Consider the following 13,372-nt stretch of genomic DNA (forward strand, 5'->3'; position numbering starts at 1 on the left):
GGGATGTCGAGTCCATCGAATTTGCGATGAACCGAGTGCGGTAGCAAATCCGCCGTCCAATTCCCCAGGAGAACGCCTTGACGACCACGACCCTCAACCCCCAAACCGTCAAAACCCAGCTTCGCCCGATCGATCGCGACGGGCTGTTGAAATTCGCCGCTTCGGGTCGCGAGAACCCCGAGCGCCGCGGTACCAACAAGGTTCATACCGTGATGCAGGGCCAGTTCCGCTCGTGGAGTTTCGTCGGGATCCATAACCCGGTGGTGGTCGATGAGCCCCTGCACCTGTTCGGCGAGAACACCGCTCCGGCACCGGGCGAAATTGTCCTCTCCGCGCTCGGCGGCTGTCTCAGCGTCGGCATCACGGCTGTGGCCACCCATCGTGAGGTCAAGCTGTCGCGCCTCGAGGTCTTTCTCGAAGCCGATATCGGCAATACGGCCGCCTGGGGTGCCGGCGGCGCGGAGCGCAAGCCCGAAGAGATGGGTTTCCAGGACATCCGGGTCAAGGTCGTGATCGAGGGCGACGCCAGCCGCGAAGAGCTCGACGACATCGTCAAGCATGCGAACTACTACTCGCCGGTCGCGAACACGATGCGCAACCCGATTCCTTTCACCATCGGCCTGGCCGACTGAGGGCCCCACGCCTCGTCCTGCCAGTCTTAACCGGAGAAAAAGCCATGAATCCTGCCGATGAAAGCCAATCTGTGTTCGAACCGTCGTGGACCGATGCACAGGTCATGGAACGCGTGACTGCGGTTGCAAACGGTCCGTTGTCCGATGCGGCGTACCGTATCGATCACGAAGGCCATTATCCGCTCGAGATCATGGCCTCCCTCGGCCGGGCCGGGGCGTTTGGCGCCCACCTTGAAGACAGCGGCTGCCGCTATGGCCTCGCCATCGACGCGATGCGCGCAATCAGCCGCAGTTGCGGATCGACCGGGTTCCTGACCTGGGCTCACGATGTATGCGGTCTGTACATGGAGCAGTCGGGCAATCCGGCGCTGACTGGCGAGATGCTGCGCGCTCACACGCTCGGCGAGACCTTCGGCGGGACGGCGCTCTCCAACCCGATGAAGGCGCTTGCCGGCATCGAGAAGATGCTGCTGCGTGCCACCAAGGTGGCCGGTGGCTACCGGGTGAGCGGCGCGCTGCCCTGGGTCAGCCACATTGCCCCGGGGCAGTACTGTGGCGCGATTGCAGCGGTCTATCGTGACGACGGCAGCCGTTCGCACGAAATCATGTTCATGCTGCGTTGCACCGAAGACGTCGTGCTGCGCGCGTGTCCGGAATTTTCGGGCATGGAGGGCACGAGCACCTGGGGTGTCCGTCTCGACAACCTCTTTGTTGGCGAAGACGACATGATCGCCGACCCCGCCAAGCCCTTCATCGCCCGCATCCGGGCGGCCTTCGTGCTGCTTCAGGCCGGTATCGCGGTGGGGGTGGCGCAGGGCAGTATCGATTCGATGAGGGAGGTGGAGCCGCTGCTTGGGCATGTGAACAGCTTCCTGCACGACCGCCCCGATGAACTGCAGGCCGAGTTCGACGAGCTTGGCGCGCGGGTGGCGAAGCTTGCGCTGACGCCCTACGACGGAAGCAAGGATTACCTTCTCGATGTGCTCGACGCTCGCACCCAGGGTGCCGAGTTCGCGCTGCGCGCATCGCAGTCCGCCCTCATGCATCAGGGCGCGCGCGGCTACCTGATGAGTTCAGCACCTCAGCGCCGTATCCGCGAGGCGCACTTCGTTGCCATCGTGACCCCTGCGATCAAGCATCTGCGCTGGGAGATGGATCGTCTGTCGCGCGAGGAGATGCCGGCATGAGCGCATCGACATCCGCGTGGAAGCAATTCATCTGCCGCGCCTGCGGCCTGATCTACGACGAAGAAAAGGGAGATCCGGATAGCGGACTGGCGCCCGGAACCCGCTTCGAGGACATACCCGACGATTGGGAGTGTCCGCTGTGCGGGGTCATGAAGAACGATTTCGAGCCGTATGCCGGACTCGAAATGCAAAGCCCGGCATGTGCATCCGTCGCGGTCTCCCGCACTGCGGGTGTCGTCATCGTCGGTGCCGGCATTGCCGGCTGGTCGGTTGCGGAGGCGGTTCGCGCCCTTGATCCCGAAATCGGAATCACGCTGGTGAGTGCCTGTCACGGCGATCGCTATCACAAGCCGGAGCTCTCGATTGCGCTGAGCCGGGGGCATGAACCTGAAGATCTGGTGCGCGAAAGTGCTGCGGCCGCGGCCGCGCGTCTGGGTGTGCGCTTGCTGGCCGACACCTGTGTGGTCGGCCTGTCGCCCGCGCTGCACCAGTTGCGGACGTCCCGTGGAACGCTGCAATTCACGAAACTGGTGCTTGCACAGGGCGCGCGTCCGGCGCTGCCTGCCGCGCTGCCTGCCGACGTGTGCTGGCGGGTCAACAACCTTGCGGGCTGGTCGGGGCTGCGCGCCAGGCTGGTATCGGGAAAGCGTCGCGTTGCAATCATCGGCGCCGGCATGGTGGGTTGCGAACTTGCAGAAGACTTCGCCCGTGCCGGCCACGCAGTGACCTTGCTCGACCTGCAGGCCACACCGCTGGCGGCCTTGCTGCCGCCGCTCGCCGGCGAGCGCCTGCGCCTGAGTCTTGAAGCGCTTGGTGTCGAATTCACTGGATCGGCGCAGGTCGCTTCGGTCACCCCTGCGGCGGATGGCAGCAAGCACATCGTCACTGCCGGCGGCCTCCGCATCGACGCCGACGAGGTTGTCGCGGCCACCGGCCTGGTCACTGAAGACCGCATTGCGCGCGCTGCAGGGCTCGAGTTCGAGCGCGGCATCGTGGTTGATCCGGTCAGCATGCAGACCAGTGCCAGCGACGTGTATGCGCTGGGCGACTGCGTCAGCCTGTCCGGCATGCCCTGCCGCTTCATCGAGCCGATCGCCAAACAGGCCGCCGCCATTGCGCATGACCTGCTTGGCCGTCAGCACCCGGGCTATGCGCATGTTCAACCCGTGATACGGCTCAAAACGAAATCGCTTCCGGTCGTGGTGCATGGCTTGCCCTGCACGGACGGGGAGTGGGTGGTGGTCGAGGACACCGCCGACATGTTGCGCATGAACCAGCGCCGCAACGGTGAGGTGGTGGCAAGGCTGGAGGCAGGTAGCCTGCGCCAGCGCCTTGCCGCCTGACGCCGCCAGCATTCGAACGACAACAGATTTTTCCCTTCCAGAGAAAAGGTGCCCAGCCATGAAAGACGAAAACCTCTATCGCCCCTATGCGGCCGATGTCGCACTCGGCCGCTGCTCCTGTGGTCAGCATGGCAGCCAGCACGAACATGATGCCGAAGCGGCACGCGCGCGCAGCCTGCGCGGCGAGAAGGCCGAAAGCCTCTCCACCGATTTTGTTGAAGCCGCGCTGGTGCGTGCGATATTCCCGCAGGACGCGACCCGTCGCCGGTTCCTGAAGGCGGTTGGCGCCAATGCGGCGATGGCCGCGATTGCCAGCATGATGCCGATTTCCGACCTCCAGGCCATGACGCTGGAGAAGGCCGGGCCGCTGGAGAAGAAGGATCTGACGGTGGGCTTCCTGCCCATCACCTGCGCGACGCCGATCATCTTTGCGGGCGCCGCCGACTTCTATGGTCGTGAAGGGCTGAATGTCACGCTGCAGAAGACGGCAGGCTGGGCGATTGTGCGCGACAAGGTGCTGGCGAAGGAATTCGACGCATCGCACATGCTGTCGCCAATGCCGCTGGCGATCTCGCTCGGCGCAGGCTCGACCGCGGCGCCGATGGTGATGCCGGTGATGGAGAACATCAACGGCAACGCCATCACCCTCCATGTGAAGCACAAGAACAATCGCGACCCCCGCAACTGGAAGGGCATGAAGTTCGCGATCCCGTTCGATTACTCGATGCACAACTTCCTGCTGCGTCACTACCTTGCCGCCCATGGCCTGGACCCGGACAAGGATGTGCAACTGCGCGTGATGGCGCCGCCCGACATGGTTGCGAACATGCGTTCCGGAAACCTCGACGGCTTCATCGTCGCCGAGCCGTTCAACCAGCGTGCGGTCTATGAGAAGGTCGGCTTCATTCATCTGCTGACGAGCCAGATCTGGGACAACCACCCGTGCTGCGCCTTCGCTGCGACCGAGGATTTCGTCAACCAGAACCCCAACACCTTCGCTGCGCTCGTGCGCTCGATCATCGGTGCCACCGCATACGTCAACAAGGCCGAGAACCGCAAGGGCGTGGCCGAGATGATTGCGCCGGCGAACTATCTCAACCAGCCGCAGACCGTCGTGGAGCAGGTGCTGGTCGGGCGCTATGCCGATGGTCTGGGACGTGTGCTCAGCGAGCCCAACCGGATTGCGTTCGACCCCTTCCCCTGGCATTCGATGGGGGTGTGGATGCTGACGCAGATGAAGCGCTGGGGCTACATCAAGGGCGACGTGAATTACCAGGACATCGCCGAGCGCGTGTATCTCGCCACCGATGCGAAGAAGCGCATGGCCGAGCTTGGGCTGGAGGCGCCGGCGCAGACCTACAAGAAGCACATGATTCTGGGCAAGGAGTTCGATCCTGCGCAGCCCGAGGCCTACCTGAAAGGCCTTTCAGCCGGGGCGTGAGGCCGGGCCCACTCCATAACAGAGAGACCATCATGTCAGCCAGTTCGCAACGACTCAACATCCGCCCGGATGCGCCGGAACTGTCCCGTCAGCACGGATGGGCAGACGTCCTTTCACCCTGCGGCAAGGGGGTGCAGCCATGAACAAGCACCTGCCTATGCGTGCCGCACTGCTGTCGCTCGTGCTCTTTGCCTGCTTCATTGGCATCTGGCACTACGCGACGCTGCCGTCGGACAACGTAGTGGTGTCCGCCGCCGACGCGGAATACGCCGCCCTGATGGGGCAAGGCGCGGGCAAGGCCGAGGGCTTTCCGACGCCGTCGGCGGTCGGGCGCACCTTCGTGCATTTCCTGTCCGACCCCTTCTACGACAATGGCCCCAACGACAAGGGGATCGGCATCCAGATCGCCTACTCGCTGATGCGCGTCGGCGCGGGATTCTTCCTCGCCACCCTGGTGGCCCTGCCGCTTGGATTCATCATCGGCATGTCGCCGCTGATGACGCGGGCGCTCAACCCCTTCATCCAGGTACTCAAGCCGATCTCGCCGCTGGCGTGGATGCCGCTGGCGTTGTACGTGCTGAAGGACTCCGACGTATCGGGCATCTTCGTCATCTTCATCTGCTCGATGTGGCCGATGCTGCTCAACACCGCGTTCGGTGTTGCGTCGGTGCGGCGCGACTGGATCAACGTGGCGCGCACGCTCGAAGTGGGCCCGATGCGCAAGGCCTTCCAGGTCATCCTGCCGGCGGCAGCGCCGACCATCCTGACCGGCATGCGCATCTCCATGGGCATTGCCTGGATCGTCATCGTCGCAGCCGAGATGCTGGTCGGCGGAACGGGGGTCGGCTATTTCGTGTGGAACGAGTGGAACAACCTCGCCCTGCCTAACGTGATCTTTGCAATCACCATGATCGGCCTCGTCGGCATGCTGCTCGACTTCGCCTTCGGTGTGTTGCAGAAGATGGTCACCTACCGGGACTGATGCCATGACCAATCATTATCTCAGCGTGGAAGGCCTGAAAAAGGCCTATCCGACCAGTGACGGAAAAGTCGGTACGCCGGTTTTCGAAGACATTCATTTTTCCATCGAAAAGGGCGAGTTTGTCTGCATCATCGGGCATTCGGGCTGCGGCAAGACGACGATCCTGAATGTGCTTGCAGGCCTCGAGGAGGCTTCGGGCGGCGTGGTCATCATGAATGGCCGCGAGGTCAAGGGACCGAGCCTGGACCGTGGGGTGGTGTTCCAGAGCCACGCCCTGATGCCCTGGATGTCGGTGCTCGGTAACGTGGCGTTTGCGGTGAAGTCGAAGTGGCCGGACTGGTCGAAGGCGAAGATCGCAGCACACTGCACCGAATACCTCGAAATGGTCGGACTCGGGCATGCCATCCACAAGCAGCCGGCCGAACTGTCCGGGGGCATGAAGCAGCGCGTTGGCATCGCCCGCGCATTTGCGATCCAGCCCAAGATGCTGCTGCTCGACGAGCCCTTCGGCGCACTCGATGCACTGACCCGCGGCACCATTCAGGACGAGTTGCTGAAGGTCGTGCAGGCCACGCACCAGACCGTTTTCATGATCACCCACGATGTGGACGAAGCCATCCTGCTCGCCGACAAGGTGATCCTGATGAGCAACGGTCCCCTGGCGAAGGTTGCCGAGATCGTCGAGATCACGATGCCGCGCAACCGCACCCGCGCCGAAATGCATCACGACCCGCAGTACTACCGGATTCGCAATCACCTGGTCGACTTCCTCGTCAATCGATCGAAGGACTATGCAGGTGGCGGCGAGCTCGCCCAGTACGACCCGAAACACCCGCCGGTGGTGCGCCCGGGGCTGGCCGAGGAGCAACAGGCCGCACTGGCGCCCGAAACCGCACGTCCGGTCCCGCAGCTCAAGAAAGTTGTTAATCAGTAGTTTCCTCAAGGAGAGATCACATGAACCGCAATGACGTTACCGAAATGATCGTGGCCGCCAAGATTGCCAAGGGCATCAAGTGGGCGGATGTGGCCGTAAAGATCGGCCTGGCAAAGGAGTGGGTCACCTCGGCCTGTCTGGGGCAGATGGCTTTCACCGCGGAACAGGCTGCAATCGTTGCCGATACCTTCGCCCTGCCGCCCGAGGCCATTCCCGTGCTGCAGGCCGTGCCCTACAAGGGTTCGCTGCCCACCGCCGTGCCGACCGATCCGCTGATCTACCGTTTCTACGAGCTCATCAGCGTGTATGGCACGACCTTCAAGGAGCTCATCCACGAAGAGTTCGGCGACGGCATCATGTCCGCGATCGATTTCAAGATGGATCTGCAGCGCGAGCCCGACCCCGCAGGCGACCGCGTCAGCATCACCATGTCCGGCAAGTTCCTGCCGTACAAGACCTACTGATCGAGGCCTGTTCGCGGAGCGGATCGGTGGTGCGGATCTCGTGCCACCGGTTCGATCTTTCGCCTTTAGTCCGTCGGCCGTGCCCATCTTCCCTCAACCACCAGGACACTCTTCGTGAAGACGCTGGCAGAGCCATTCTTCGACGCCGCATCGGGTACGTTCAGCTACGTGGTGTACGCCGGCGTCGGCAGCGAATGCGCAATCATCGATCCGGTGCTTGGATTCGATCCGGTTTCGGGGCGCACCTCCACCAGCGGTGCCGACCGGATCATCGACTTCGTGCGTGCTCGCGCGCTGAAGGTCGAGTGGCTGCTCGAAACGCATGCGCATGCCGACCATCTGTCTGCCGCGGCCTATCTGCGCAGCATCGTCGGCGGCAAGGTGGGCATCAGCGCCCGTATTCGCGAGGTTCAGCAGGTGTTTCGCGACGTCTATGATCTGGGGACGGGATTCAGCTGCGAGGGCACGCAGTTCGACCACCTCTTTGCGGCGGACGAGTGCTTCAGCATCGGTCCGCTTCCGGCGCAGGCGCTGCATGTGCCCGGACACACGCCAGCCGACATCGCTTACCGGGTCGGCGACGACACGGTGTTCGTCGGCGATACGCTGTTCATGCCCGATGTCGGCACAGCACGGTGCGATTTTCCGGGGGGCGATGCCGCCACCCTGTATCGCTCCATCAGCCGTCTGCTGGCGCTGCCTGCCAGTACTCGCCTGTACCTGTGCCATGACTACCCGACTGCAGGGCGCGAGGCATGCGGCCTCAGCAGCGTGGCGCAGCAGCGGGCACAGAACATTCATGTCAGGGATGGCATCACCGAGGCGGCGTTCATTGCCATGAGAACGCAGCGCGACGCCACCCTGGATCTGCCACAGCTGATGCTGCCCGCGATACAGGTGAACATCCGCGCAGGCAAGCTGCCGCCCCCGGGGAGCAACGGGGTGCGCTACCTGAAAATCCCGCTCGATCTGATGTAACACGGACAGGTGATCAATGGGTCAGTCAATGCAATCCCGGGCGCACTGGGAGAAGGTCTACTCGGACGTTCCCGCCGAAGGCGTGAGCTGGTTTCAGGATCATGCGCTGCGTTCCCTTCGCCTCATCCGCGAGACCGGTCTGCCGCGATCGGCAGCGGTGCTGGATGTAGGCGGCGGGGCATCGACGCTGGTCGACGATCTGCTGCGGGAGGGCTATTCGGCACTCACCGTGCTTGATCTCTCGGAAGCGGCGCTCGCGGTCGCCAGGGCACGGCTCGGCGCGTCTGCGCACACGATCAACTGGGTGGCAGCGGATATCACGAACGCCGATCTGCCCAGCCAATCCATCGACATCTGGCATGACCGCGCGGTTTTTCATTTCCTGACCACGGCGCAGGAGCGCCGTGCCTATATCGAGACGGTACTGCGGGTGGTGAAGCCGGATGGCCATGTGATCGTCGCGACCTTTGCCGAAGATGGACCAACCAAGTGCAGCGGGCTGCCGGTCATGCGCTACAGCGCCAGTGAATTGCATGCCACGTTCGGCGCACCGTTCGAACTGCTCGCACATGAACGGGAGGCACACGCGACGCCCTCGGGTGCGGTTCAGCAGTTCGTCTACTGTCACTGCCGCCGAACGCGATCTGCCGAGAGGGTGTGATCCCGGCTGAGCCGCAGTTGGCCGGGCCGGTCATTTTTACGCCATCCACTGCATTGAGCTCGGGTTTGATGCAAGAATCTGCCGATTGAAACGCGATCGGAGACATTGCATGCAGCTCGACCGCTACGACCGCCAGATCCTCGAGGTGTTGCAGGACGAAGGCCGTATCAGCAATCAGGACCTTGCCGACCGCATCAGCCTGTCGCCTTCGTCCTGTCTGCGCCGGGTGCGCACGCTGGAAGAGTCCGGCCTTGTCACCGGCTATCGCGCCATGCTCGATGCGCGCAAGCTCGGCCTGTCGCTGATGGCGCTGATCTACATTTCGATGGACCGCCATACGCCAGAGCGCTTCGTCAATTTCGAGTCGCAGGTTGCAGTCATCCCCGAGGTCCTAGAGTGCCTGCTGATTACCGGTCAGGAAGCCGACTATCAGCTCAAGGTGGTGGTGGCCGACATGGACGCCTACCAGGAGCTGCTGCTCAACCGCCTGACCCGCATTGCCGGCGTGACCGGCGTGCACTCGAGCTTCGTGCTGCGCCGGGTGATCGACAAGACTGCGCTGCCATTGGGGCCGGGGGCTGCCTGAGTGGGCGTTTTTCGCGGTCGTGCTATGTTTGCGTGATGGAAGGTGTGCCGACAAAATTTGACGATCTGCGCGATGCTGCAGAGTTCCGGCGTCCAGCGCAGTTCGACGGCGTCGAGTGCTATCGCGCTCACATCGTGCGACACGCCTTTGAGCCGCATGCGCATGACGGGTTCGGGCTGGGCGCGATCGAGTCCGGTGTCGAGCGTTTCCGCTACCGCGGTGGCGAGCACCTGGCGCCCCCCGGGTCGCTGGTGCTGATGAATCCCGGCGAACTGCATACGGGGCGGGCCGAAACCGAAGGCGGATGGCGCTACCGGATGATCTACGTCGACGCAGCCGTGGTGGAGACGATCACCGGTGAAGCGGGATGGTGGTTTCACGATGCGGTGTGCCAGGACGCGACGACGGCTGCCCGCGTCGGAACGCTGCTCGATTCCCTGTGGCGCGCAGATGACGCGCTCGAGGCGGATGGTCTGATGCTCGATCTGCTGGCGGCATTCCGGCGCCACGCCAAGGTGTCGCGGCCATTGCCCGCCGAAGGTGCGCCACGTTTTGCCAGCGTGATCGACCTTCTGCACGCGAGCCTGGACGCCCGGGTTTCGCTTGCCGAGCTTGCCGCTGTGGCCGATCTGAGCCCTTATCATTTTCTGCGAAGTTTCCAGGCCTGCTACCACGTGAGTCCGCACCAGATGTTGATGGCGCTGCGGCTGGCCGAGGCCAAGCGCCTGCTGGCGACTGGCGTGACTGCTGCCCAGGTGGCAGTGACGGTCGGCCTGTCCGATCAGGCGCATCTGACGCGCGCCTTTTCGCGCCGCTACGGGGTGACGCCGGCGAAGTATCAGCGCCAGGTGCGGTGCTGAGCAAACCGCAATCCGATACAAGACGCATGCGCCGCAAAGCGGGACACTGCCGCAATTCATTGAAGCGGAATGCTCCTCATGTGGCTCGGTGTCCTGTACGCCCTCGGCGCAGGTTTGTTGTGGGGGCTGGTGTTTGTCGGCCCCATGCTGCTGGAGGAATATCCTCCGGCCTTGCAGGTGGTCGGGCGTTATCTCGCCTTTGGTCTGATTGCACTGCCACTGGCGTGGATTGACCGCCGGGGCCTGGCGCGGCTGACGCGTGCCGACTGGAGGGATGCGCTCAAGCTGGCGGCGATCGGCAACCTTCTTTACTACTTCTTTCTGTCCAGTGCGATTCAGCGCGCCGGCGGCCCCTTGCCGACGATGCTGATCGGCACCTTGCCGGTGGTGATCGCCATCGTGTCGAACCTGCGTAACGGCGATCGGGACGGGCGCCTGCCGTGGTCACGGCTGGCCTTGCCCCTGCTGGTGATCGCCGTCGGGATTGCCTGCGTCAATCAGGTGGAGCTGAACGCATTGCGGGCGGACGCCGATGCCGACGCCGGGCGTTACATCGTGGGGGGCGTGCTCGGCCTGGGCGCGGTGGTGTGCTGGACGTGGTATCCGATCCGCAATGCGGACTGGCTGCGCGAGCATCCCGACCGCAGCCCGCGCGTATGGGCGACGGCTCAGGGACTGGCCACGCTGCCGCTGGCGCTGGGGGGCTATGTGTTGCTGTGGGGCGGAATGGCGCTTTCCGACAGCAGCTTTCCGATGCCGCTCGGGCCGCGACCGGCCTTCTTTTTTGGTCTGATGCTCGCGATTGCGCTGCTCGCCTCCTGGCTCGGCACGCTGTGCTGGAATCAGGCCAGCCAGCGTCTGCCCACGGCAATGGTGGGCCAGCTGATCGTGTTCGAAACCCTTGCTGCGCTGAGCTACGCCTTCATCCTGCGTGGCGTCTGGCCGGAGCCGCTGACACTGGCCGGCATTGCCTTGCTGATTGCCGGGGTGGTGGCGGCCGTTCGTGTGCGCCCTCAGTACCCTGGCTGATCGACAGCAATGCGTGAGAATGTTCCCGCGACGGTTATGCATAAAGTGATAATCTTGGCGCCGATAAGGATTTTGCTGGGCGAAATGCGGTGTGCATGTGCCGTCCGGGCCGGAGTGGTGCCATGTTCAAGAATCCTGTTGCAGCCGTCATCGGGCTGATCCTGTTGATTGCGTTGCTCCTGGCTACATCGCTGGTGTATCGCGACAACTCTGAACCCGTCGTGAGCAACGAAGTGGCACCTGCTGCGATCGATGTGCTGCGTTTCGGACACAACATTCCCGAAGACAGTGCCTTGCATCAGGCGGCGGCGCGCTTTGCAGCGCTTGTTGCCGAGCGCAGCGGCGGACAGCTGCAGGTGAAGGTCTTTCCCGCCCAGCAGCTCGGCACCGACGATCAGATGCTGGAGATGGCGCGTCGTGGCGAACTCGACATCCTGCTGACCCCGACAGCCAAGGTGAGCGTGTCCTTGCCGGCCATGCAGTACGCAGACCTGCCATTCTATTTTCCTGCGCGCGAAGACCTGTACGACATGCTCGACGGCGAACCCGGTCGAATTCTGCTCGGGAAGCTGCGCGACATTGATCTGATCGGCGTCACCTTCTGGGAAAACGGATTCAAGCATTTCACTGCAAACAGGCCGCTGCGCAGCCCCGCCGATTTCGCGGGAATGAATATCCGCATCATGAAAAGCCGCCTGCTGATGGAGCAGTTCCATGCCTTTGGGGCGCATTCGATCCCGATCGACTTTCATGCGACCCGCCAGGCGCTGGCCGATCAGGCTGTGGATGGCCAGGAGAATCCCCTGGTGGCGATCGTCAGCATGGGCCTGCACGAGGTGCAGTCGCACCTGACCCTGAGCAGTCACGGGTATCTGGGATACATCTTCATGATCAGTGCGCAGGTGTTTGACCGCCTGTCCGCAAGCGAACAGGCGCTGTTGATCGACACCGCGCGCGAGCTGACGCCCTGGGAGCGTGCCGAAACCCGTCGACGCGAGGAGGCGCTGCTCGAGACCATTCGGCTGTCGGGTGTCTCGATCCACCAGCTGACCGCACAGGAGCGTGCACAGTTTGCGGCTGCGACCGAGCACATTCCGGGCATTTTCGAGGAGGTGATCGGCGCCGATGTGCTGTCCCTGTCCGAGGAGCTGCTCGATCGCAAGTATGGTCGTGGCGATGAGATGGTTGTCGGGCTGGATGCCGATCTCTCGCAGGAGTGTCGCAGCGCCGGTCTGGGTTTCAGGCGTGGTGCGGCATTGGCGATTGACGAGATCAACGCTTCCGGCGGCGTGCTGGGCAGGAAGCTGAAACTGATTGCACGCGATCACAAGGGTTTGCCAAGCCTGGGCGTGAGCGACATGGAATATTTCGCTTCCCGTCCGGATGTGGTCGGTGTGCTTGGCGGCGTGCAGTCCAGCGTCGCAGTGGCACAAGGCGATGTCGTGCGCCGCGCCGGCTTGCCCTTCGTCGTGCCGTGGGCGGCTGCCGCCGAGGTGATTGCCCTGGATCGCGCGGCCGATCCGGTATTTCGCGTGTCTGCTTCCGATACGCTGGTTGCACCTTTCGTTATTGAGCACGTACTGCGCCATGGCCAGCGGCCGGCCATTCTGTTCGAGAACTCGTTGTGGGGGCGCGGCAACCTTGAGTCGATGCGCGCGGAGCTCAAGGAGCGGGGACTCGATTTCGTGGCGGCAGAGAGTTTCAATCGCGGTGAGACCAATTTCGAGCTTCAGGTGTCCCGGGTGGAGCGGAGCGGCGCAGACGTACTGATGATGATCGCTGCGCCCGATGAGGGCGGGCGGATCGTGAAGCGCCTGGCCGAGCGTGGCGTGCTGACGCGCGTCGTGTCGCACTGGGGCATCAGCTGTGGCGATTTCTGGGGCGACAACAGCGAGGCTTTGGCAAAGGTGGATCTCAGCTTCTTCCAGACCTTTACCTTTGTCGGCAACAGCCGCGCCGCGAGCCAGGCGCTGGAGCAGCGCTACCGTGCGCGTTACGCGCTGGACCGGAATCAGGACGTTCCGGTGCCGCAGGCCGTTGCGCAGGCATATGACAGCGTGCATCTTCTGGCGCTGGCAGTTCAGCAGGCAGGGACGACCGAGCATGCCGCGGTGCAACGCGCGCTCGAATCCCTGCCACCCTTCGAGGGCGCGGTGCGACGGTATGCGCCGGCCTTTTCGCCCCGGCGCCACGACGCAATGGGGGTTGAGAACTTTCATATGGCACGCTACGCGAGCAATGGTGCAATCGTGCGTGCCGAGCACTGATCCGGACA

Annotated in this window: 13 protein-coding genes; all 13 read left to right on the top strand. The window is 63.5% G+C overall.

What is annotated here, in order from left to right; genetic code table 11:
* Positions 1-77 precede the first annotated feature (77 nt).
* The 13 genes from AC22G6_RS05985 (at position 78) to AC22G6_RS06045 (ending at position 13,364) form a co-directional block, all read left to right on the top strand.
* Positions 78-632 (top strand): OsmC family protein, encoded by a 555-nt coding sequence (locus AC22G6_RS05985; protein WP_108950050.1) that lies wholly within the window; start codon positions 78-80, stop codon positions 630-632.
* A gap of 44 nt (positions 633-676) precedes the next feature.
* On the top strand, positions 677-1,819 hold the full coding sequence (locus AC22G6_RS05990) for an acyl-CoA dehydrogenase family protein (RefSeq protein WP_487366019.1): 1,143 nt from the start codon (positions 677-679) through the stop codon (positions 1,817-1,819).
* The gene (locus AC22G6_RS05995; RefSeq protein WP_487366020.1) at positions 1,816-3,162 is read left to right on the top strand and encodes an FAD-dependent oxidoreductase; all 1,347 of its coding nucleotides are present in this window, start codon (positions 1,816-1,818) and stop codon (positions 3,160-3,162) included. The genes AC22G6_RS05990 and AC22G6_RS05995 overlap by 4 nt, the downstream gene beginning before the upstream one ends.
* 58 nt (positions 3,163-3,220) lie before the next feature.
* Positions 3,221-4,603: a CmpA/NrtA family ABC transporter substrate-binding protein gene (locus AC22G6_RS06000; RefSeq protein WP_487366021.1), complete on the top strand. Its 1,383-nt coding sequence runs from the start codon at positions 3,221-3,223 to the stop codon at positions 4,601-4,603.
* Positions 4,604-4,742: 139 nt separating this feature from the next.
* A complete protein-coding gene (gene ntrB / locus AC22G6_RS06005) occupies positions 4,743-5,585 on the top strand; it encodes a nitrate ABC transporter permease (RefSeq protein WP_487366022.1) in 843 nt (280 codons plus the stop codon).
* 4 nt (positions 5,586-5,589) lie between these two features.
* The gene (locus AC22G6_RS06010; RefSeq protein WP_108971946.1) at positions 5,590-6,519 is read left to right on the top strand and encodes an ABC transporter ATP-binding protein; all 930 of its coding nucleotides are present in this window, start codon (positions 5,590-5,592) and stop codon (positions 6,517-6,519) included.
* Positions 6,520-6,539: 20 nt separating this feature from the next.
* Positions 6,540-6,983 (top strand): cyanase, encoded by a 444-nt coding sequence (gene cynS, locus AC22G6_RS06015; protein ID WP_487366023.1) that lies wholly within the window; start codon positions 6,540-6,542, stop codon positions 6,981-6,983.
* A gap of 114 nt (positions 6,984-7,097) precedes the next feature.
* On the top strand, positions 7,098-7,961 hold the full coding sequence (locus AC22G6_RS06020) for an MBL fold metallo-hydrolase (protein ID WP_487366024.1): 864 nt from the start codon (positions 7,098-7,100) through the stop codon (positions 7,959-7,961).
* 16 nt (positions 7,962-7,977) lie between these two features.
* The gene (locus tag AC22G6_RS06025; protein ID WP_487366025.1) at positions 7,978-8,622 is read left to right on the top strand and encodes a class I SAM-dependent methyltransferase; all 645 of its coding nucleotides are present in this window, start codon (positions 7,978-7,980) and stop codon (positions 8,620-8,622) included.
* 109 nt (positions 8,623-8,731) lie between these two features.
* Positions 8,732-9,208 (top strand): Lrp/AsnC family transcriptional regulator, encoded by a 477-nt coding sequence (locus tag AC22G6_RS06030; RefSeq protein WP_487366026.1) that lies wholly within the window; start codon positions 8,732-8,734, stop codon positions 9,206-9,208.
* Positions 9,209-9,243: 35 nt separating this feature from the next.
* Complete coding sequence (locus AC22G6_RS06035; RefSeq protein WP_487366027.1) at positions 9,244-10,068, top strand: AraC family ligand binding domain-containing protein; 825 nt, start codon at positions 9,244-9,246, stop codon at positions 10,066-10,068.
* A 78-nt stretch (positions 10,069-10,146) separates the two neighbouring features.
* Positions 10,147-11,097, top strand: a complete 951-nt coding sequence (locus AC22G6_RS06040; protein WP_487366028.1) for a DMT family transporter — start codon at positions 10,147-10,149, stop codon at positions 11,095-11,097.
* A gap of 122 nt (positions 11,098-11,219) precedes the next feature.
* Complete coding sequence (locus AC22G6_RS06045; protein WP_487366029.1) at positions 11,220-13,364, top strand: DctP family TRAP transporter solute-binding subunit; 2,145 nt, start codon at positions 11,220-11,222, stop codon at positions 13,362-13,364.
* Positions 13,365-13,372 lie beyond the last annotated feature (8 nt).

It is taken from the genome of Parazoarcus sp. PS-13 R2A (assembly GCF_057621855.1).